The organism is Paraburkholderia sp. (assembly GCF_034668105.1).
Taxonomy (GTDB): domain Bacteria; phylum Pseudomonadota; class Gammaproteobacteria; order Burkholderiales; family Burkholderiaceae; genus Paraburkholderia.
This window is the reverse complement of sequence record NZ_JAXDPY010000642.1, coordinates 1-20,778: the sequence shown is the minus strand read 5'-3', so window position 1 is coordinate 20,778 and position 20,778 is coordinate 1. Positions and strand designations below refer to the sequence as shown.

Here is a 20,778-nt window from a genome sequence, read left to right as displayed (position 1 = left end):
GGCCGTCACGAACCGGACGTGCCATCGAAAGGTATCAACGCGTCGATCGCGCCGGGCATGCCGGCGAAGCTGCGCGCCTTACGGCTCGCAAACCACGAGCGCGTGCAGTTCGTCGATGTTGAAGGGTTTGGCGAGTATCGCCACGCCGAGCCGGCGCGCCCGTTCGAGCTCGTCGGCATAGCCGGTCATCAGCGCGATCTTCTGCGCGGGCCAGGCGCTGCGCACCTTCTCCGCGAGGTCGATACCGTTGAGCTTGCCCGGCATCTGGATGTCGGACAGCACCAGTTCGAACTGCGCGCCACCGGTCAGCACGTCGAGCGCCCGGTCGGCGGTCGGTTCGTGCCGCACCTCGCAGCCGAAGGTTTCCAGCACAGCGGCGACGCCCGCCGCGACGTCTTCGTTGTCTTCCACCAGCAGCACGACGCCTTTTGCCATCGGCGCCGCCAGGTTCGCCGTTGCGACGTCTGCCGCCCCCGCCTTCTGGCGCTCGCGATAACGCGGCAGGTAAAGTCTGACCGTCGTGCCGCTGCCCGGCACGCTGTCGATTTTGGCCGTGCCGCCCGCCTGCTCGCACATGGCGAGGACCTGGGCGAGACCGAGGCCCGTGCCCGAGCCGCGCAGCTTGGTGGTGAAGAGCGGCTCGAACGCACGCAGGGCGACCGCTTCGGACATCCCTTCGCCGTCGTCGGAACAGGCGATCAGCACATATTCGCCGTCGGGCAGCAAGGTATCGCTGCCGACCAGCCGGTTGTTCTGGCAACGAATCACGAAACGGCCGCCGCGCGGCATCGCGTCGCGCGCATTGACCGCCAGATTCATGATCGCGAATTCGAGGTCGATCGGATCGGCCAGCACCTGCCAGACGTTGTCGACCATGCTCAGTGCCATTTCGACGTTGTCGCCGAGCGCTGCGTCGATCAGCGGCGCGGCGCTCGGCAGCCATGTGGCGAGGTTGACCGGTTCCTGCTTGATCGGCTGCTTCTTCGCCACACTCAGGAGCCGCCGCGTGAGCGCTTCCGCCGTGGCGGTGGCGCGCTCGACGGCCTGCACTTCTTTTTCCAGGTTGTTATAGCGCTTTAGCCGCGCGAGTTCGGTATTCGCCGACACCACCATCAGCAGATTATTGAAGTCATGCGCGACATTGGCGACCAGATTGCCTAGCGCGCCCATGCGCTGCAATTGCCGGCTCGATGCCTCCGCGGAAAGACGCATGGCCACTTCGCCTTGCCAGCGCTCCCACGCGCGGCGCTCGCCGGCGAGCTGGCGCAGCGAGAACAACACCAGCAGCCAGATCGCCACGCAGGGCACGGCCGTGAGCGCCCCGATCATCATGAAGTGCTGGCGCCACGCGCTGCCGATCGAGGCAGTCGCATACGCGCTCACCACATAGAGCGGATAGTCGCCGACGCGGCGAAACGCCAGCAGCCGCTCGACACCGTCGACCGTGGACTTCAGGCGGATGTGGCCGGATAGCTGTTTGTCGCGCAAGGCCGCGGTGAATGCGCTCTGCGGGCTGGGCCGCGCGCCCGCGGCCCATGCCGGATAACGCACCAGCAGACTGCCGTCCTGGCGATACAACCCAAGCACGAGTGACGTATCGCCGTTCGTTAGCTCGCGGTAGAAGCGCGAAAAGTACTCGGTGCGCAGCGCCACGGACACCTCGCCGAGGAATTGCCCATTCTCGCCGGACCGGCCGGTCACGGTGTTGAACACATTGGTTTGCGACAGTGGCCCAAACACGGCCTGAGAGAAATACGGCTGCGGCCGCATCGCCCTGGCGGTGATGAAGTCTTCGCGCCGGTTCGTCGACAGGGCCGGCGCCGGATAACTCAGGCTCGACACCAGAAGCTCGCCGTTCACGCCGAGCAGGTAAATCGACGAGACCTGCGGAAAGTCGCCGCCGATTTGCCGCAGCCGATCGTGCAAACCGGCTTGCTGCGCGCGAATCCGCGCGTCGTCGTCATCGCCGAGCAGATCGACGATGCGCGAGGCCATTTGCTGGTTGAGGTCGAGCACCTTGACGGCCTGTTCCTCGGTGACGCGCGCGAGCCGGTCGATCATGTCGTTCGAATCGGCAATGCGGCGCTGGTAGTCGAAATAGCCGTAACCGGCGAGACACGCGAGGGGGAACACAATCGAAACGGCGAGCACGATCAGAAGCACGCGCCGCGTCGCCGCGAAATTACGCAGCGGCATGGGGACATCGACTGCGACTCGCTCCGCACGTTGCACGGTCACGATCTCCATGAAAGGTAAATACAGGTCGGGGGTGGGCGTACAGACGACTTTCCGCTAATCCCCGCGCACGCGCCCGTTGTTCGTGCGCTATTTCCTTTTCCCGGAATTTACCGCACTTCCGCCGTTCTCCATAGGCCGGCATGCGGCCAGAACGTTGCATGTGGAGCGGCGGGTGAGCAGGCACACGGTTTGCTGCCGCAAAGGCGTTCGTATCTCCGCGAGAAATCGACCATGTCAACGCCTGCCCGATGCGTCGCCCAGCTGTCGCAATTGCGAGCGGACCGCGCCGAACGCATCGTGGTGGACGGCGAAAACATTTTGCTGGTGCGCGACGGCGACACCGTGCGCGCCTATGCGGCGGACTGCCCCCATGCCGGCGGCCCGCTGGAGAAAGGCGCATTGTGCAACGGCCGGATCATCTGTCCATGGCACAAGGGCACTTTCGACGTCGCCACCGGCGACGTGCTCGAACCGCCCCCACTGGTCGCGCTCGACCGTTACCCGGTCATGGTGACGGGCAACGACGTGATGGTCACGCCAGAGAAACTGCCGCAGCCGCTGCGCAATGCGTCCGACAATAGCCCGCATTTCGTGGTGATCGGCGCGGGCGCGGCAGGTGCCGCGGCGTGCGCGGCGCTGCGTGAATGCGGGTTTACCGGCCGACTCACGCTAGTCGGCGAGGAGCCGCATGCGCCCTACGATCGCACCGCGCTCAGCAAATTCGTGCCGTCGGGCGAAATGACGCCGGGCGACGTGCCGCCCCTGCTCGCGCCGGATTGGCTCGCGCGGCACGACGTGGAACGGATCGTCGCGAAGCTCGCGCGGCTCGATGTGCCGCAGCGCACGATCCATTTCGAAACCGGCGGCGAACTGACATACGACACCGCGTTACTCGCCAGCGGCAGCGTGCCGAAGCTCCCCGCCATTTCCGGTCGTGAGCTTGGCGGCGTGTACGTGCTGCGCACGCTCGACGACGCCGCCACGCTCGTCGACGCGCTCGGTGAAGACGCACAGAATGCGCAGGTCGTGATTCTCGGCAGCAGCTTCATCGGCCTGGAAACGGCTTCGTCGCTGCGCAAACGCGGCTCGCAGGTCACCGTCATCTCGCCGGAGAAAATTTCCTTCGCCAGACAGTTCGGTGAGCGCGCGGGCACCATGTTTCGCGAACTTCACGAGCGCAACGGCGTGGTGTTCCACCTCGAGGCAAACGTCACCTCCCTCGAGGGCGAGGAAGGCAACGTGCATGAAGTGATGCTGGAAAGTGGCGAGCATGTCGCCGCCGATCTCGTGCTGCTCGGTACGGGCGTTGCACCGGCCACCGGGTTCGTCGAAGGATTGCCGCTGCAAAAGGATGGCGGCGTGATCGTCAATGCGGGCATGCAGGCGGCGCCTCACCTTTACGCAGCCGGCGATATCGCCGTCTTTCCGCTGCATGAAAATCAGGAACCGGTGCGCATCGAACATTGGCGCGTCGCGCAGCAACATGCGCGCATCGCTGCCGAAAACATGTGCGGCGCGCGTCATCGCTACGTCGGCGTGCCGTATTTCTGGACCTATCACTTCGGCAAGCGCTTCGAATATCTCGGTCATGCGAGCGAGTGGGACGACCTCGTGATCGACGGCGAACTCGATCGGCAGGCATTCGTCGCGCTGTATGTGAAGGACGAGAAGGTGGTCGCCGTGCTCGCCTGCGAACGCGAAGCGCAAACCGCGCGACTGATCGATGCGATGGGCAACGGTCTGAACGGCCTGTCTCGCGCGGATGCTTTGAAAATCGTGCTGAGCGATTGACATCGGGGCACGCTGCGATGGCAGCCAGACTTGCGCACCACGCGCAACCCGGTGATTGAAACGACGCGTGACAGCCCACGCACTAGACCCTACGCAGCAAGAAAACATTCGAGTCTGCCCGCGCGGTTTTCCGCGCTTACATGAAGGAGAAGTTGCCATGCCAGAGCACAAGGAAAAACATCCGCACTCCAACAAGAGTGAGAAACAGATCGACAAGGAGGTCGAAGACAGCTTCCCGGCTAGCGATCCCCCTTCCACAGGCGGTACGACGAAGATCGTTCCCGACAAGGACGCCGCCTCGAAAAACAAGCCTTCGACCGGCAAGCCGGCAGGCCACTAGCCGCCTCCGCTTGAACCAGGACGTCCGGCCCGCGCTGCCGGGCGCCCTTTCTCCAGCAACAAATCCGCAACGCATCCGGAACGACGGGAACGCATCGCCACGTCGGATCAGACCGGCTCCGCTTAAGAAACGCACGAAAGAAACGAACGCGAGGACGATAACGACGAGAAGGAAAAGGCTTCGGGCGCCAGCAGGAACAATGGCAACGAGAGGAACACAAAGGACAAGAATGACAAAGACGATCAAGACGGCGGCAAAGACGGCAATGGCGACGATCAGAAGCGCAAGAAGCCCGGCAAGAAGCCGCTGATCATTCTCGCCGTCATCGTTGTCCTGCTGACGATCGTCGCCTTCATCTGGTGGTTCGCGACTCGCAACGAAATCACTACCAACGACGCTTACACCGACGGTAACGCCATCACCATCGCGCCGAAAGTCTCCGGCTGGCGAGAGCGTCGCGGCGCAACAGACGTCTTTTGAGCTGTCTCGGGACAGTTACCGCAAAGGCATTACCCGCTTTATCAATGTTCTCGATGCGGAGCGGCAGTTGGCGCAGGCGCGTCAAGAATATGCGCAGGGCACCATGCAGGTCAGTACGGATCTGGTGTCGTTCTATAAGGCACTGGGAGGTGGATGGCAGGATGCACCTGATGTTTCCGGGGCCTCAACTTCGCCTAACGGTGGTTGATGCTTTTCACCGCTCAAAGAGCGCAAGCAGGATCATCCATTGACGATGGCCAGCCCCGGGTCCTGCTGCGTCACCTCGATGCGCCGGCAGGCCGCCAATACTTCCTGCAAGGAGCTGGCATAACAGTCCGCGCCCATCGCGCTTTGCAGATCCGCACTCCACTTTTCCGTATCCTGCGCGGCCCACAACCCCACCACGATCGACACGTCCGGCAACCTGGCGCGAATGCGTCGAACCAGATAGCGCAGATGCGAAGGAATTCCATCGATCTGCAGGTACAGAATGCAAATGGTCCCGACATCGTCCGCGTCGAGACTCTCGATCGACGCCCGCGAAGCAGCTTCATGGGGCAACGCGCGCGCCGCGAATCCGTGCTTGCCGAGTAACTGCAACAGGATCGTGGTGGCGAGCGGGTCGAGCGGACCCCGGCCGGGAATGCACAATACGCGACTCGCCGCCGCGTTCGTATCGCTGCCGCGCTCTTCGTCCGTAGCGTTCGTAGCGTCCGTTGGGGTGGTCCGAAGCGCGTGCGGCATGCCTGCGGCCGCGGCTGCCGGGGGCATCGGACCCGCCGCGCTCCAGTCGTCTTCCGTCGCTTGAGGCGCCGGCATGCTGTCCTCGTAACTGTCGAGACCGTCCACCAGATCGTTCGTGGTCGCCTCGATCCGCGCAAGTTGAACCGCCGTCACGCTGCCACGCGCCACATCGTTAGCCGCGAGTTGCAAGCCCTTGATCGCCACTTCATCGTAGTACGCCGACAGCGACCGCTCGCGCAGGAGTGCTTCGGCCTGCTCGATCGCCTCGTCCGGATCGCCCGCCAGCGCTCGCTGGTAAAAGTTCTCTATCGGTGTCAGCGCCGGCTGATCGCCCAGCAGGACATCGAGAAACTCGAGGCGTCTCACGTGCCGTCCGAGCACCAGCAGGCACAAGGTCAACGGCGTCGACAGAATCAGGCCGATTGGCCCCCAGATCCAGCTCCAGAAAATCGCCGCGACAACCACGGAAAACGGCGAGAGTCCGGTGCTCCGTCCATATAGCAATGGCTCGACCACTTGGCCCACCACCAGCTCGATCGTGACGAACAGCGCCAGCGACCAGATTGCCATCGTCCAGCCCGGACTCACCGCTGCGGCGAGCGCGGTGGCAAGCGTCGCGGAAATCCAGATGCCGACGTACGGCACGAGCCGCAACAACGCGGCGAGAATGCCCCACAAGATCGGACTCGGCACGCCGATGAAGAACAAGCCCGTGCCGATCACCACCCCGACGCCCGCTTTCAGGCCGAGTTGAGAAACGAAGTAGCGGCTCAGGCGACGCGCCGCTTCGTCCATCACGGTGGTCGTGCGGTGCAGATCGCGTGAACCGAACAGACGGATCGCACGGTCGCGCAGATCGTCGCGTTGCAGCAGGATCACCACCATCACCACGAACACGATAAACGCCGTTTCCAGCGGACTGATCACGGGCGACAGCACGCGCCGCGCGAGTTCGAACGGGGTGGGCACCGGCTCGCGCACTTCAACCGGCACGGCAGCCGGCGCGTGAACAGTCGCGCGCGATGAGGCATCGCGCGGCTGTTGCGCTTGGGGCGGCTCGATGGTCGCGCGTTGCAATGCCTGGCCGGCCGCGCCCGCGAGACGGTTCAGCTTGCCGATCGTCAGGCTGTGCGCGGCGTCCATCTTGCGCTCGATGGTCGCCTGATAGCGGGGCATGCCGGCGGCAAGGTCGGTCAGCTGGGTCGCGATCACCGCGCCGAGCATACCGATCACCGAGACTGAAATCACCACGGCCGCTAACACGGACGCGACGTGCCCGAGCTTCAGACGTCCGAGCGCATTCGCCAGCGGCGCGACAAGGAAACTCAGCAGGATGGCGAGCGTGATCGGAATCAGCACGGCACGCGCAAAGTACAGGCACGCAACAATCGTCACGCCGACCGCAATCGCGATCAAGCCGTCAATGCCGAATGCGGCAGGCGGTGCGTGAATACGCGCGGCGGGCCGCGCGCCACGCGGGTCGGGAAAATCCTTCATTCCTTCACTTCTTCGCCGCTCCATTCACCGGACCGCTTTCTACCGGCGGCGCTTCTTTCTCGATCTGGTCGCGGGCCTGGTCCCAATACTCGTCAGGCGTTCCCTTCGGATCGGTAGCCTGCTCCCAGAGGTAGTAAGCGCGTGTACGAATCTGTTCTTCCCTGGACGTTTGTTCCTGTTCCATTGGATCACCCTCAGTTGGACCGGGCGGAGATCGGCACCGGTTGCGGTGCGCGTCTGTCGTGGGATACGGCAAACGCGCGGCTACCCGGAATCGAGCAAGCGTTATGCCCGACGCGTGAGCCTCGCGGCTTGCGCTCCCGCCTAGCCTCAAGCTGCGCGTCTTACGACGCGGCGGCAGGGTTGCTTTCGTCAGTCGTAAGCTGCTCCTCCAGGCGGTCGAACACGCGTTGCGTCGCGTGGCTCGGTGCTTCGAGTGCGAACAGCAGCAACGAACGGCCGGTCACCTGATAGGCGTCGCCCGCGCTGAATTGCGGCAACTCGGAACGCACCGGCATATTGGTGTCGAGCAGACACGTCCACTGATCGCCCTCGGGAATCTCGGGCAGCGTGAAATTGACCACGTCGTGATGCGCGTTCAACACCAGCAGCAAGGTCGCATCGGACGCGGGACGTCGAATGCCGCTTGCCTGAGCGCGTCCGTCGATCACGAGGCCGAAGCAGCGCATCGACGGGTCGTCCCATTGCTCCTGCGAAAGATCGGTGCCGTCCGGCGAGAGCCAGCGCGCGTCGGTCACCTCGAGCGCCTCGTTGTGTTCGCCGCCGAGAAAGCGGCCACGGCGCAGTACCGGCAAACGATGCCGCAGCGTGGTCAGATTCTTGACGAACTCGATCAGCGCGCGCCCGTCGTCGTCGATGCCTTCCCAATCGACCCAGCTAATCTCGTTGTCCTGGCAATACGCATTGTTGTTGCCCTTTTGCGTGCGGCCGAATTCGTCGCCCGCGAGAATCATCGGCGTGCCTTGCGAGAGCAATAGCGTGGCGAGCAGATTGCGCTTCTGGCGCTCGCGCTGCTGACGGATTCCCGGATCGTCGGTCGGGCCTTCGGCGCCCATGTTCCATGACTTGTTGTCCGAGTGACCGTCCTTGCCGTCTTCGCCGTTGGCCTCGTTGTGCTTGTCGTTGTACGAGACCAGATCGTTCAGCGTGAAGCCGTCGTGGGCGGCCACGAAGTTCACGCTCGCCCACGGGCGGCGCCCGCGATGGTTGAACTTGTCGCCCGAGCCGGTCAGGCGTTTGGCGAGATCGGGGACTTCGCCTTCGTCGCCCTTCCAGTAGCCACGCACGGTGTCGCGAAAGCGATCGTTCCATTCGGCCCAGCCGGGCGGAAAGCCGCCTACCTGATAGCCGCCGGGGCCACAGTCCCACGGCTCGGCGATCAGCCGCACGGCCGAGAGCACCGGGTCCTGCCGGCAGCTGTCGAGGAAGCCGCCGCCTTCGTCGAAACCGTGCGGCTCGCGGCCGAGAATCGTGGCGAGGTCGAAACGGAAACCGTCGACTTTCATCTCGGTCACCCAATAGCGCAGGCTGTCGGTGACCATCTGCAGCACGCGCGGATGGGACAGATTGAGCGTGTTGCCCGTGCCGGTGTCGTTGATGTAGTAGCGCGGTTCGTCGGGCATCAGCCGGTAGTACGAGGCGTTGTCGATGCCTTTGAAGGAAATCGTCGGGCCGCGCTCGTTGCCTTCCGCTGTGTGGTTGTAGACCACGTCGAGAATGACCTCGAGGTTGGCGTTATGGAAACGGTCCACCATTTCCTTGAATTCGCCCACCGAGTCGATCGACGACGCGAAAAAGCGCGGATCGGCCGCGAAAAAGCCGATCGTGTTGTAGCCCCAGTAATTCGTGAGGCCTTTGTCGAGCAAATAGCTGTCGTTGACGAAGGTCTGAATCGGCATCAATTCGACCGACGTGACGCCGAGGCTCTTGATGTAATCGAGCACCACGGGTTGTCCGAGTCCCGCGAACGTGCCGCGCAAGTTCTCGGGTACTTCCGGATGACGTTTGGTAAAACCGCGCACATGGGTTTCATAGAAAATCACGCGCTCCCAAGGCAGCGCAGTGCGTTCCGGGTGGCTCCAGGAAAAGTTGGCGTCGACCACCTTGCATTTCGGCACGAAGGGCGCGCTGTCGCGCTCGTCGAATGACAGGTCGCCCTCTTCTGAATCGAGCGTATAGCCGAAGATTTCCGGCGCCCATTTGAGCTCGCCGATATGGGCCTTGGCGTACGGATCGAGCAGCAGCTTGTTCGGATTGAAGCGATGGCCTTTTTCCGGTTCATAAGGACCGTGGACCCGATAGCCGTACACGGCGCCCGGTTTGAGATTCGGCACGAACACGTGCCAGACCTCGTCGGTGTACTCCGGCAACTCAATGCGTTCAATTTCCGTTTCGCCGGTTTCATCGAACAGACATAGTTCGACCTTCGTTGCATGCGCGGAGAACAGCGCGAAGTTGACACCGCTTCCGTTCCACGTCGCACCAAGCGGGAAAGGCGTGCCTTCCGCAATGCGCGTCGAGTAAGTGGCCTGGGATGACATAGGGGTTCCTGTGCAAGCTAGAGGCGCTAACGCGCGTGTTTGAGGTGTGCAAGCGTGCTGACACCGCAAATTTCAGACCCGGACAATGAGCGCCCGGTTGACGAGTGCCGAGGCACAACTCTTGCAGCCCGGAAGGTGAAAGAGGTGAAAGACGACCCATGGCCCCATGCCATGCGTGCCCAATAGCTAGAGGGAGAACCATCATGACGCGAACCATCTCAACCAAACCGCTGATCGCGGCCGCAGTGCTGTTCGGCACGCTGGCGGGCAGCGGCGCCGCCTATGCCCAAGGCGCGCCTCAAGCCATCACCGAGAAACGCACGGACGTCGTCCAGCTGGCGAGCGGCTATCGCGCCTCGAAGCTGAGCGGCGCCGATGTCTACAACAAGAACAAGGACACCATCGGCACATTGGACGATCTGATCGTTTCGCCGAGCGCGGATCGCAGCACGTACGCGATTTTGTCGGTCGGCGGTTTTCTTGGCATGGGCAAACATCTGGTCGCCGTGCCGTTCACCGACTTACAGATCAATAACCGGCGCGTCGTTCTGCCCGAGGCGACAAAAAAGTCGCTGGAAGCCCTGCCTGAATTCAGGTACGCGCCGGAATGAAACGTCGATTGAGGGCCATTCAAGAACTTAGATAATGGGCGCTCCTCCGGTGACCGCGATTGTCGCGCCGGAGATATAACTGGCTTCATCGGATGCGAGCATCACATAGGCTGCCGCCAGCTCGGCAGGCTGACCGGGCCGTTTCATCGGCACCTGCTCGCCGAACTTTTCCACTTTCTCCGGCGGCATCGTAGACGGGATCAGCGGTGTCCAGATCGGCCCCGGCGCCACACAGTTCGCACGGATGCCCTTCTGCGCCAATAATTGCGCAAGGCCGCCCGTAAAGTTCTGGATCGCGCCCTTGGTCGTCGCATAAGCGATCAAGCCGGGATTCGGATGATCCGCATTGATCGACGACGTGTTCACAATCGAAGCGCCCGGCTTCATGTGTTTGACCGCCGCACGCGTGATCCTGAACATCGCGCCGATGTTGGTATCGAAAGTTTTATCCCATTCTTCGTCGCTGATCGCTTCGAGCGACGGGTAGCTCATCTGATAGGCGGCGTTGTTGACCAGCACGTCGAGCCGGCCGAATGCCTCCACCGCCCGCCTGACGATCTCATTGCAATGCTCCGGGCTCGTGATATCGCCACGCAGCAACACGGCTTTACGACCCGCCTCTTCCACCCAGCGCGCGGTTTCGCGCGCGTCGTCATCTTCGTTGAGATAAGCGATGAGCACGTCCGCCCCTTCGCGTGCAAATGCAATGGCGACGGCGCGGCCGATCCCGCTGTCGCCACCGGTCACGATGGCGGCTTTGCCGGCTAAACGTCCGGAGCCCTTATACGATTTCTCGCCATGGTCCGGTTGCGGGTTCATCTCCGCGGTGCGGCCAGGCGTGTGGTTTTGCTGCTGGTTCGGAAACGGCGGGGTGGGATAGTGCGTGTCATTCATGACGGGTCTCCAGAGTGCGGGTGAACATGCGCGCCGTGCGCGCAACGCGCGGCGTTGCGAATGTCACAGCAACCGGCGGACCCGCGCGCGGCCCGTCTTCAAGGCGGCCCCATCGCATGCAGCGCGGCTGCCGACTCGAGTACGCGCAGGAGCCGCTCCGGCGTCAGGGGTTTGGCGCAATGCGCATCGAACCCGGCGGCCTTCGCGCGCACCCGGTCTTCGCGCGAAGCAAAGGCCGTACAGGCCACCAGCAGCATGTCCGACGTCAGCGGGTCTGCCCGCAGACGGCGAGCCAGCTCCAGGCCGTCAAGGCCGGGCATCTTGATGTCGAGCACAATGGCGAACGGCTGCCACTCGCAGGCCATCTCACAGACCGCGAGCGGATCTTCCAGCGCGCGGCACTCGAAGCCGTCTGCATTCAGCAGCATCTGCAAAGCGTCGGCCGCTTCACGGTAATCGTCGACCACGAGCACGCGGCGGTTCGACGCCATTGCATACTGGATAGTCCGCCAGACTACGACGTCATCGTTCTCGTCCATTCTGTCGTCGAAGGTCACCCTATTCTCCCTGGCTTTTTCCAAGTGCCCTCTTTGGACACTGCGGAACCTGAGTGCAAGATTCGCTCCTGAGTGGCAGCGGGCGCTCATTGCGCGCCAGGCGTTTGCTTCAGTTTTAACCTCGCATCGTCCGATATGCCCCCCACACACACCTTACCTCCTCACCATAACTCACGGACTGCTGTGCCGCTTCCTATTTATGCTCTCTTGACTCCCGCCGATACAGCGGCGCAATGCCGGAATGTTGCGCTGAAGTATGGATATAACGCACTTCCACCGTGCATGCCGCCCTTGCCGCGTGCATTGCGCATAACCTGCTGTTTCACTCACATCATCAGCCCGCTATAGCCGGGCGAATATAGTCACAACGAGGTGGGGAAAACACGCAGTGATCGGCTGAATACGACGGTGAGATTTACCGCATACCCGCAACGCATGATGAGATTCGGCCCGCGGGTTATCCCGCACGGTCGTCGATAAAGCCCTTCAACATTGCAAGCGTATCGGCGTCGTCGATATGTTTGTCAGTGCGCCAGCGCAGCATGCGTGGAAAGCGCACCGCGACCCCCGACTTATGGCGCGGGCTCGCCTGAATCCCCTCGAAGCCGATTTCGAACACCAGCGTCGGTGTCACGCTGCGCACCGGACCGAATTTTTCGATCGTGGTCCTGCGCACGATCGCGTCCACCTGGCGCATTTCTTCATCGGTGAGTCCGGAATAAGCCTTGGCAAACGGCACCAGCGTGCGTACTCCGTTCGCTTCATCCCACACGGCGAAGGTGAAGTCGGTGTACAGACTCGCACGCCGCCCGTGACCGCGTTGCGCGTAGACCAGCACCGCATCCACCGCATAGGGATCGATCTTCCACTTCCACCATGTGCCGGACGCTTTGGTGCGGCCTACTCCGTACATCGATTCGCGTTCTTTCACCATCAGACCTTCCACGCCACGTGCGCGGCTCTCGTCGCGCAGCTTCGCCAGCGTGGCCCAATCCGATGCGGAAATCACCGGCGACACGCGTAAGAGATCGCGTGCGAGCGTACCGTCCAATGAAGTTGCCAGCGCATCGAGTTGCGCACGCCGCTCCGCCAGGGGCGTCATGCGCAGATCCTTGCCGTGCGCTTCGAGCAGATCGTAGGCGAGCAGCGTGGCGGGCGAGTCGGCGAGAATTTTTTTGGTCAAGGTTTTGCGCGCGATCCGCGGTTGCAGGCGCGCGAACGGCAACGGCGACACCGCGCCCGGTTCCCATGCGAGTATTTCGCCGTCGATCACGAAGCCGTCAGGCAACGCTTCACCAAGCGCCGCCACTTCGGGGAAACGCTCCGTAATCAGATCCTCGCCGCGCGACCATAGCCACACGCGCCCGCCGCGTTTCACCAATTGCGCGCGAATACCGTCCCACTTCCATTCGATCAGCCAGTTCGACGGCTCGCCGAGCGTGGCCGGATCGGCCTGCAAGGGATGCGCAAGAAAGAACGGATAAGGCAAGCCAAGATCGCTGTCATGAGTTGGCTCGCCGGATTGCGCATCGTCACCGCCTGGCTCGGGCGCGATCAAGCGCAGATACCGTGCCGCATCCGGCTTCTGTTGCGAGTCGGTCCAGCCGACCATGCGCTGGGCGATCCGCTTATGATCGACGCCCGCCACGGTCGCCAATGCGCGCACCACCAGTTGCCGCGCCACACCGACCCGAAAGCCGCCGCCGATCAGTTTGGTCAGCAGAAAGCGGCCGCCCCAATCGAGTTCGTCCCAATAGCTGAGCAAGCGCACGCGCAATTCTTCCGGCGCGAGGCCGCGTAGCGTCAGCACGCGTTGCTCTATCCATTGCGTGAGGCCGAGTTCGGTGCTGCGCTGAGCGGGCGGCAGGATATGCGCGATGGTTTCAGCCAGATCGCCGACTGCGTGATACGACTCCTCGAATAACCATTCCGGCAGGCCGGCGCGTTCCCGGGCGATCTCGCTCAGGAGCCGCGTGGGCACCGATTGGCGCGGCTTGCCGCCGGCCAGAAAGTACGACGCCCACGCGGCATCCTCGGGCTCCGCGGCGGCGAAATAGCTGGTGAGCGCCTCGAGTTTGTCGTGCGTGGAGGTCGTCGCGTCGAGCGCGGTATAGAGAGCGGCGAAGCGTTTCATGAAGGTTTATGAACCGCCCGCTGCGTTGTCCGCTGCGTTGTCCGCTTCGTGCGCGTCATTCTGATTTGTTTCTATCGGTGCTTCGTCCTGCTCATCGACGTTCTGGATGCCGGTCCGCGCGCCGTGCTCCGCGGAGGGTTCGTCCGCACCCGCGGCATCCGCTTCAACCGTGTCGTCGCCGTATTGCGTTTCAAATGCGCCCGCTTCGAGGCCCTGTTCGCGCAGCCATCGCACCATCGGCTCGACCGAACCATGCGTCACAATCACACGTTCGGCCCCTGTCGCCTGAATCGCGGTTTGCAGGCTGGGCCAATCCGCGTGGTCTGACAGCACGAAGCCGCGATCGACGCCGCGTCTGCGCCGCGCGCCGCGCAGACGCATCCATCCCGAAGCGAACGCATCGCTATAGTCGCCGAAACGTTTGAGCCAGGCGCTGCCTTGCGCCGACGGCGGCGCCACGATCAGCGCGTGTTTGAAAACCGCTTTATCTTTCGCCGGCATTTCGCTGACGAGACGCACCGGCGGCAAGCGCACGCCGGCCTCCCGGTAGGCCCGATTGAGCGGCTCCACCGCGCCGTGGCAAAAGAGCGGCCCGATCCCCGCATCGACACTGGCAAGCACGCGTTGCGCCTTGCCGAACGAATAGCAGAACAAGACCGACGCGCGCCCTTCTGCCGCGTTGTGACGCCACCACGAATCGATGCCGTCGAAGATCGTTTGCGGCGCATCCCATCGATAGATCGGCAGACCGAAGGTGGATTCGGTAATGAAGGTATCGCACCGCACCGGTTCGAACGCGTCGCAGGTGGGATCGGGATCGAGCTTGTAATCGCCGGAGGCGACCCACACGCGCCCTTTGTGCTCGATCCTGAGTTGCGACGAACCCAGCACATGTCCCGCGGGATGGAGCGACACGCAAGTGCCGCCCATCTCGAGCCGCTCGCCGTATGCAAGCGTTTGCAGCGTGATGCCGGGCAGGCGCGACAGCAGTACGTTCGCGCCTGAGCGCGACGCGAGATAGTGGCGATGCCCAAAGCGCGCATGATCGGAATGCGCGTGCGTGATCACGGCCCGCTCAACGGGTTGCCATGGGTCGATATAGAAGTCGCCGGGCGGGCAGTACAAACCCTCCGGACGCGCGACCACGAGGTCAGCGGGGTCGGCTTGATCAGTCGCGTTGTTCATATGATTGGATGGCCGTTCTGCTGTCGAGGCCAAGCAAACCACGTTCCCGCTGCAATCGCCGCTGCGTTCCATTTCCTCAGGGGTGGCTGCGTTCTTGCTTCACATACGGCGGAAGCGCCGAAACCAGCCGCCTTCCCAGCAGATGCGGTGACGCGCAACGTGAGGCCCCATGCAAACCATCATCGACGAACACGCGCTGTATGTCGCGAAACATCCCGGCACGTTTATCCTGCAGACGCTAAAAGCGTTCCGCGCGAACCAGGGTCTGCTGCTCGCGGGGGCGGTCGCGTATTACGCGCTATTGTCGATTGTGCCGCTGATGATCCTGATCGTGATCGCGTTGTCACGGCTCGTCCCACAGCACGTTCTGCTGGCGGCGCTGGCTCATCTGCTGCAATGGCTCGTGCCCGGACAGTCCACCGCGCTGGTACGGGAGCTGGCCAATTTTCTGGCGCATCGCGCGGTGATCGGCTGGGTGCTGCTGCTGACCATGATCTTTTTCAGCTCGCTCGCCTTCACGGTGCTCGAGAACGCGATGTCGCTGATTTTCGTGCATCGCGTCGTGGTGCGGCGGCGGCATTTTTTGCTCTCCGCGCTGCTGCCCTATTGCTACATCCTGTTTCTCGGCGTCGGCTTGCTGATCGTGACATTCGTATCGAGCGGGCTGGAGGCCGTGGGCGCCGAAGGTGTCGATCTGTTCGGCCTGCATGTTTCGCTGCAGGGATTGTCGCGCGTCGTGTTGTATCTGCTGGGTCTCGCAGGCGAGGTCTTTGTGTTGACGTCGATCTATATGGTCATGCCGGTTGGCCGTCCATCGCTGAAACATGCGCTGTTCGGCGGCATTGTTGCGGCCGTGTTGTGGGAGATTACGCGGCATGTGCTGGTCTGGTACTTCGCCACGCTCTCGCAGGTGAGCGTGGTGTACGGATCGCTCACCATGGCGATCGTGATCCTGTTCAGCCTGGAGTGGCTCGCCACCTTGCTCCTGTTCGGCGCGCAGGTGATTTCGCAATACGAACGTTTCGGCCTGGAGCCGGCTGGGGCGAAGCCGCAGGAAATCAAAACGGCGTGAGGCCAGTCGTGCGCGGCCCGCCATCTATCACGCACGGCCTCGTGACAAGACTGCGGTACCATTGCCATCCATGCCGGGCCTCGCGTATCCGCCGCTCAGGCCGGCTGGCCTCAGGATTTAACAATGAGCATCAGCAAGCGCAATAACGTCAGGATTTCCGGCAGCGGCAAGCGGACCATGGTGCTGGGGCACGGCTTTGGTTGCGATCAAACCATGTGGCGCTATCTCGTGCCCGCGTTCCACGGCGAATATCGCACCGTGTTGTTCGATCTCGTCGGCAGCGGCGCGTCGGACCTGTCCGCCTACGACATCGGCAAATACGATTCGCTGCAAGGTTATGCCGACGACCTGATCGAAATCGTCAAAGAAGCCGCCGACGGACCCGTGGTATTCGTCGGCCATTCGGTGAGCGCCATGATCGGGCTACTCGCCAGCCTGAAGGCGCCGCAGCTTTTTGCCGCGCAGATCATGGTGGGGCCGTCGCCATGCTATGTGAATGACGGCGACTATATCGGCGGCTTCACGCGCGAGGATATCGAAGACCTGCTACGCACGCTCGAAGGCAATTACCTCGGCTGGTCGAGCACAATGGCGCCGGTCATCATGGGCGCGCCTACGCAGCCTGAGCTCGGTGCGGAGCTGACCAACAGCTTCTGCCGCACCGACCCCGAGATCGCGCGGCACTTCGCGCGCGTCACCTTTCTCTCCGATCACCGTGCGATCCTGCCACGCGCCACCGCGCCCACGCTGATCCTCCAATGCAGCGACGACATCATCGCGCCACGCGCCGTCGGCGAATACATGCACCGGATGATGCCCGCCAGCACGCTGCACATCATCGAGAACGTCGGCCATTGCCCGCATCTGAGTTCGCCCGGCGCGAGCGCCGCGGCCATGTGCGCGTTTCTCGAACCGCTGAGCCTGTAAGACGATGCAACGCACGCAACGTACGTTGCCGTCCTCCGATGCCTTGTTCGAGCACGCCGCCTGCGGCTTGCTGCTGGCCGCCCCCGACGGCCGGGTCCTGCGCGTGAACGCAACCTTTTGCGGCTGGCTCGGCTACGACGCGGCGGAACTCGCCGAGATCAAACACATCCAGGATCTGCTGACCGCCGGCGGCAAGGTGTTCTATCAGACCCACTGGTCGCCGCTGCTGCAAATGCAGGGTTCGGTGGCCGAGGTCAAACTGAACATGATGCATCGGGACGGCCATATGGTGCCGATGCTGCTCAACGCAGTGCTGCGCCGTCATGACGACGGCAGCTACCTCGAAGTGGCGGTGCTGATCGTCGCGGATCGTCACAAGTATGAGCAGGAGTTGTTGCTCGCGCGCCGCAACGCGGAAGCATCGGTCGCCGCGCACAAGCTTGCGCAGAAAGAGTTGCAGGAAAGCCGTGACGTGCTGAGCCTCGCCATGCGCGGCGCGCGCATGGGTGCGTGGTCGCTCGAATCGAAGTCGGGCAAGTTCTGGTGGAGCCGCGAACTGGAAGCGCTCGCGGGCTACGCCGAGGGACGCTTTGCGAACATGCCGCGTGGCTTTTTCGAACTGATTCATCCCGGCGACCTGATCGCACTCAACGAGGCGGTCGAGCATGCCGTGGCCAGCAGTGACGATTACGTGGCCGAGTTCCGCTTTCTGCACGCAAGCGGCGACTGGTGCTGGATGGAAGGCCGCGGCCGCGCCACCTACGACCGTCACGGCGAGCCACTGACGATCTACGGCCTCGGCATCGACATCACCGAACGCAAGGATGCGCAGACAGTGCTGCTGCGCCAGGCGGCGATTTTCGAACACCTGAGCGACGCGATCGTCATCACCGACCTGCGCGGCAACATCACCGATTTCAACGCCGGCGGCGAGCGCATGCTGGGTTATCGCATGCGCGAAATTCTCGGCCGGCCGATCGCGATTTTTCATCCGCCGGAAGACGCCTTGCGCATCCGCCGGGAAGCGCTCGCTGCCCTCGCCGCCAACGGCACATGGCGCAGCGAGCTGACTTTCGTGCGCCGCGACGGCAGCCGCGGGGTCTGTGAAACGGTGGTCAAACCGTTGGCGAACGCGCGCGGCGATATCTACGGCGCGGTCAGCGTGAGTCGCGACATCACGGGGCGCAGGCGCGCCGAGCAGCAATTGCAGCGTCTGAATCTGGAACTCTCAAAGGCCGATCGCCGCAAGGACGAATTTCTCGCCACGCTCGCGCATGAACTGCGTAATCCGCTCGCGCCGATGCGCAATGTGCTCGAAATCCTGCGGCTGAAGGAATTCGCCGACCCGCAACTGAGCTGGGCTCGCGACGTGTTCGACCGGCAATTGCAACACATGACGCACCTCGTCGACGACCTGCTGGAAGTGTCGCGCATCACGCAGGGCAAGCTCGAATTGCGCAAACAGCGGCTCGAACTCGCGCGCGCGATGCAGTCCGCGATGGAAGCCGCGCAGCCGACCGTGCAGGCGTCCGCGCATCACCTGAGTGTGACCTTGCCGCGCGAGGCGCTCTATCTCGATGCCGATCCCACCCGCCTTTCGCAAATGATCCTGAATCTGCTGAACAACGCGGCCAAGTACACGCCGCCTGGCGGCAGCATTTCGCTCGCCGCGGAGCGCGAAGGCGATGAAGCGGTGATCGTGGTGCGCGATTCGGGCATCGGCATTCCGCGCGAGCATCTGGACAGCGTATTCGAAATGTTCTCGCAACTCGCCCCGGCGCTGGAGCGCTCGCAAGGCGGCCTCGGCATCGGTCTCGCGCTGGTGCGCGGTCTCGCCGAACTGCACGGCGGCACGGTCGCCGCGATGAGCGGCGGTCCGGGCAGCGGCAGCGAGTTCGTGATCCGTCTGCCGCTCTCGAAAGCAACGCTGGAGCAGGCCGCCATTGCTCCAGTCGAGGTGCCGCGCGCGGCGGGCTTGCGCGTGGCGATCGTCGACGACAATGCGGACGCCGCCGATAGCCTCGCCATGGTGCTCGAACTCGAAGGCCACGAGGTGCGCACGGCCGGCAACGGCATCGCCGGCCTGGAACTGATTGATGAATTCGCGCCGCACGCGGTGATTCTCGACATCGGCTTGCCGCGTCTGAACGGCTATGAAGTGGCGCGGCGCATTCGCCTCGAGCATCGCGACGCAGGCATTCTGCTGATCGCCGTTACCGGCTGGGGTCAGCAGCAGGATAAGCAGGCCGCCGAAGAGGCCGGCTTCGACCATCATTTCACCAAGCCGGTCGATCCGCGGGAACTGCAACGCGTGTTGAGCCGCTACCCGGCCAGCGGACTACGGACTGCGGACTAACAGACGGAAATTACAATTCATGCTCGAACCAGCGCAGGTAGTCAGCGCCCTCGCCGCGCGCGATATCGTTCCCGATGCCACGCAACGCGATGCCATCGCGGCGCTGGTCACGTTACTGGGCGCCCCCGGACGGCATCTGAATTCGGGCTCCGCGCTCGCGCATCAAGGCGTCTATTGCCACGGGCTGCCCGGTCGCGGTAAAAGTCTGGTGGTCGATACGGTGTTCGAGCTGGCAAGCTGCCGGAAGCGGCGCCTGCATTTTCACGAGTTTCTTCGCGAGATGAACCGGCGCCTGGTGAACGAGCCACGCGGCGACGACCGGCTCGGGTCGGTCTCGCGACAATGGCTCGATGGCGTGCAGCTGTTGTGCTTCGACGAATTTCACGTGCACGATATCGCCGACGCGTTCCTGATGGGCCGTTTCCTCGATGCCGCAATCAGTCTCGGCACGCGCATCGTGCTGACCTCTAACTACGCACCGGACACGTTGCTGTCCGATCCCGAGTTTCACGAGCGTTTCCTGCCGACCATCGACCAGATCAAGCGCTGCTTCACGGTGATTCACTTCGACGGCGATCGCGATTACCGGTTCGGTGGCGAAGAAGCGGCGCTGCCGCATTTTTTCGCGCCACTCGACGCGGCAACCGGCGACGCGCTGCTGAAAATTTTCGTGCGCTACGAAGGCAGCGAGACGCTGGAGCCGGCCACCGTCAGCGCCGCAGGGCGGCCGCTCGCGGCACGCGCCGCGGGTGCCGCGTTGCTCTGGGCGGACTTCGAGAACCTGTGCGTGGCGAGCCGTTCGCACCTCGATTATCTGGATCTCGCCGAGCAATGGCACGGTCTGATTCTCGATCGGGTGCACACCGAGTGGCTGACAAAAGCCCAACCATTGCAGCGGCTCATCTGGCTCGTCGATATCTTCTACGACCGGAAATGCACGCTGTTCATCGCGTCCGATCAGCCGATCGAGGCGGCGCTTAGCGGACTCGAAGGCGCGCACGATCTGTCGAGAACGCTCAGCAGACTCGCTGAAATGCAGTCGCGAGGGTATCGCAGCACGCTCGACGGCACGCATCGCTCAGCGGATGCGGCTGGCATTGCCACGCCCACTGCCGCTCAGGCGTCGTGACAGGGTGAAGCTGCGGGCTGGCTTACAGGATGCCGGGCCACTCGCTGCAACTATCCGTGCAATTCTTGCAATCATTGAACCGATAGCGCTTAACGCCCCGCTACCGGACGCGTAGCAGAAAACCGCTTGCGCATCGACTCATCCGCAAAGTTTGCCTCTGCTTCAACGCATCGGGAATGTGACTGCTACCGCCGTTGCGGGTCCATTCTTCAGCGGATTGCCATCCGCGCTTCTCATTGCGATGATCAGAACAGCTTCTGTG

The 20,778-nt window shown here is 63.1% G+C and carries 15 protein-coding genes and 2 pseudogenes; 9 read left to right on the top strand and 8 right to left on the bottom strand.

Annotated elements, in window-relative coordinates; genetic code table 11:
- Nucleotides 1–78 precede the first annotated feature (78 nt).
- Complete coding sequence (locus QOC89_RS28455) at nucleotides 79–2,232, bottom strand: hybrid sensor histidine kinase/response regulator (protein ID WP_323048087.1); 2,154 nt, start codon at nucleotides 2,230–2,232, stop codon at nucleotides 79–81.
- Nucleotides 2,233–2,469: 237 nt separating this feature from the next.
- On the opposite strand from QOC89_RS28455, the gene QOC89_RS28450 reads away from it, so the two are divergent.
- From QOC89_RS28450 to QOC89_RS28435, 4 genes and pseudogenes are all read left to right on the top strand, one after another.
- A complete protein-coding gene (locus QOC89_RS28450; protein WP_323048082.1) occupies nucleotides 2,470–4,029 on the top strand; it encodes an FAD-dependent oxidoreductase in 1,560 nt (519 codons plus the stop codon).
- A gap of 157 nt (nucleotides 4,030–4,186) precedes the next feature.
- Entirely contained in the window at nucleotides 4,187–4,369 is a 183-nt protein-coding gene (locus QOC89_RS28445; RefSeq protein WP_323048081.1) for a hypothetical protein, read from the top strand.
- A 282-nt stretch (nucleotides 4,370–4,651) separates the two neighbouring features.
- A pseudogene (locus tag QOC89_RS28440) lies at nucleotides 4,652–4,816 on the top strand (HlyD family secretion protein); the annotation flags it as partial.
- A 10-nt stretch (nucleotides 4,817–4,826) separates the two neighbouring features.
- Nucleotides 4,827–5,057 (top strand): annotated as a pseudogene (locus QOC89_RS28435) (TolC family protein); the annotation flags it as partial.
- Between the two features lie 32 nt (nucleotides 5,058–5,089).
- Here the strand turns inward: QOC89_RS28435 and QOC89_RS28430 are convergent.
- From QOC89_RS28430 to glgX, 3 genes are all read right to left on the bottom strand, one after another.
- Nucleotides 5,090–7,090 carry an AI-2E family transporter gene (locus QOC89_RS28430; RefSeq protein ID WP_323048080.1) on the bottom strand — a complete coding sequence of 667 codons (2,001 nt, stop codon included), beginning with the start codon at nucleotides 7,088–7,090 and terminating at the stop codon, nucleotides 5,090–5,092.
- A gap of 4 nt (nucleotides 7,091–7,094) precedes the next feature.
- Nucleotides 7,095–7,274 (bottom strand): DUF2934 domain-containing protein, encoded by a 180-nt coding sequence (locus tag QOC89_RS28425; RefSeq protein WP_323048079.1) that lies wholly within the window; start codon nucleotides 7,272–7,274, stop codon nucleotides 7,095–7,097.
- A 160-nt stretch (nucleotides 7,275–7,434) separates the two neighbouring features.
- On the bottom strand, nucleotides 7,435–9,651 hold the full coding sequence (glgX, locus tag QOC89_RS28420) for a glycogen debranching protein GlgX (protein WP_323048078.1): 2,217 nt from the start codon (nucleotides 9,649–9,651) through the stop codon (nucleotides 7,435–7,437).
- Between the two features lie 203 nt (nucleotides 9,652–9,854).
- On the opposite strand from glgX, the gene QOC89_RS28415 reads away from it, so the two are divergent.
- Complete coding sequence (locus QOC89_RS28415) at nucleotides 9,855–10,262, top strand: PRC-barrel domain-containing protein (RefSeq protein WP_323048077.1); 408 nt, start codon at nucleotides 9,855–9,857, stop codon at nucleotides 10,260–10,262.
- 27 nt (nucleotides 10,263–10,289) lie between these two features.
- Here QOC89_RS28415 and QOC89_RS28410 read toward each other — a convergent pair whose 3' ends face one another.
- The 4 genes from QOC89_RS28410 to QOC89_RS28395 form a co-directional block, all read right to left on the bottom strand.
- Complete coding sequence (locus QOC89_RS28410) at nucleotides 10,290–11,156, bottom strand: SDR family oxidoreductase (protein ID WP_323048076.1); 867 nt, start codon at nucleotides 11,154–11,156, stop codon at nucleotides 10,290–10,292.
- 98 nt (nucleotides 11,157–11,254) lie between these two features.
- Entirely contained in the window at nucleotides 11,255–11,713 is a 459-nt protein-coding gene (locus tag QOC89_RS28405; RefSeq protein WP_323048075.1) for a response regulator, read from the bottom strand.
- A 457-nt stretch (nucleotides 11,714–12,170) separates the two neighbouring features.
- Nucleotides 12,171–13,847, bottom strand: a complete 1,677-nt coding sequence (locus tag QOC89_RS28400) for an ATP-dependent DNA ligase (protein ID WP_323048074.1) — start codon at nucleotides 13,845–13,847, stop codon at nucleotides 12,171–12,173.
- Between the two features lie 6 nt (nucleotides 13,848–13,853).
- Complete coding sequence (locus QOC89_RS28395) at nucleotides 13,854–15,032, bottom strand: ligase-associated DNA damage response exonuclease (protein WP_323048073.1); 1,179 nt, start codon at nucleotides 15,030–15,032, stop codon at nucleotides 13,854–13,856.
- A 169-nt stretch (nucleotides 15,033–15,201) separates the two neighbouring features.
- Between QOC89_RS28395 and QOC89_RS28390 the strand changes: the two genes are divergently transcribed.
- The 4 genes from QOC89_RS28390 (at nucleotide 15,202) to zapE (ending at nucleotide 20,516) form a co-directional block, all read left to right on the top strand.
- On the top strand, nucleotides 15,202–16,104 hold the full coding sequence (locus QOC89_RS28390; protein WP_323048072.1) for a YihY/virulence factor BrkB family protein: 903 nt from the start codon (nucleotides 15,202–15,204) through the stop codon (nucleotides 16,102–16,104).
- 123 nt (nucleotides 16,105–16,227) lie between these two features.
- Complete coding sequence (locus QOC89_RS28385; protein WP_323048071.1) at nucleotides 16,228–17,031, top strand: alpha/beta hydrolase; 804 nt, start codon at nucleotides 16,228–16,230, stop codon at nucleotides 17,029–17,031.
- Between the two features lie 4 nt (nucleotides 17,032–17,035).
- A complete protein-coding gene (locus QOC89_RS28380) occupies nucleotides 17,036–19,387 on the top strand; it encodes a PAS domain S-box protein (RefSeq protein ID WP_323048070.1) in 2,352 nt (783 codons plus the stop codon).
- A gap of 19 nt (nucleotides 19,388–19,406) precedes the next feature.
- Nucleotides 19,407–20,516 carry a cell division protein ZapE gene (zapE, locus tag QOC89_RS28375; protein ID WP_323048069.1) on the top strand — a complete coding sequence of 370 codons (1,110 nt, stop codon included), beginning with the start codon at nucleotides 19,407–19,409 and terminating at the stop codon, nucleotides 20,514–20,516.
- The last annotated feature ends 262 nt before the right edge of the window (nucleotides 20,517–20,778 follow it).

What these genes read in the sequence shown, in the direction of transcription:
- QOC89_RS28380 (WP_323048070.1), top strand. Translation starts at nt 17,036, where the DNA reads ATGCAACGCACGCAACGTACGTTGCCGTCCTCCGATGCCTTGTTCGAG.
- QOC89_RS28450 (WP_323048082.1), top strand. Translation starts at nt 2,470, where the DNA reads ATGTCAACGCCTGCCCGATGCGTCGCCCAGCTGTCGCAATTGCGAGCG.
- QOC89_RS28425 (WP_323048079.1), bottom strand. Translation starts at nt 7,274, where the DNA reads ATGGAACAGGAACAAACGTCCAGGGAAGAACAGATTCGTACACGCGCT.
- zapE (WP_323048069.1), top strand. Translation starts at nt 19,407, where the DNA reads ATGCTCGAACCAGCGCAGGTAGTCAGCGCCCTCGCCGCGCGCGATATC.
- QOC89_RS28445 (WP_323048081.1), top strand. Translation starts at nt 4,187, where the DNA reads ATGCCAGAGCACAAGGAAAAACATCCGCACTCCAACAAGAGTGAGAAA.
- QOC89_RS28400 (WP_323048074.1), bottom strand. Translation starts at nt 13,847, where the DNA reads ATGAAACGCTTCGCCGCTCTCTATACCGCGCTCGACGCGACGACCTCC.
- QOC89_RS28410 (WP_323048076.1), bottom strand. Translation starts at nt 11,156, where the DNA reads ATGAATGACACGCACTATCCCACCCCGCCGTTTCCGAACCAGCAGCAA.
- QOC89_RS28415 (WP_323048077.1), top strand. Translation starts at nt 9,855, where the DNA reads ATGACGCGAACCATCTCAACCAAACCGCTGATCGCGGCCGCAGTGCTG.
- QOC89_RS28385 (WP_323048071.1), top strand. Translation starts at nt 16,228, where the DNA reads ATGAGCATCAGCAAGCGCAATAACGTCAGGATTTCCGGCAGCGGCAAG.
- QOC89_RS28430 (WP_323048080.1), bottom strand. Translation starts at nt 7,090, where the DNA reads ATGAAGGATTTTCCCGACCCGCGTGGCGCGCGGCCCGCCGCGCGTATT.
- QOC89_RS28395 (WP_323048073.1), bottom strand. Translation starts at nt 15,032, where the DNA reads ATGAACAACGCGACTGATCAAGCCGACCCCGCTGACCTCGTGGTCGCG.
- glgX (WP_323048078.1), bottom strand. Translation starts at nt 9,651, where the DNA reads ATGTCATCCCAGGCCACTTACTCGACGCGCATTGCGGAAGGCACGCCT.
- QOC89_RS28390 (WP_323048072.1), top strand. Translation starts at nt 15,202, where the DNA reads ATGCAAACCATCATCGACGAACACGCGCTGTATGTCGCGAAACATCCC.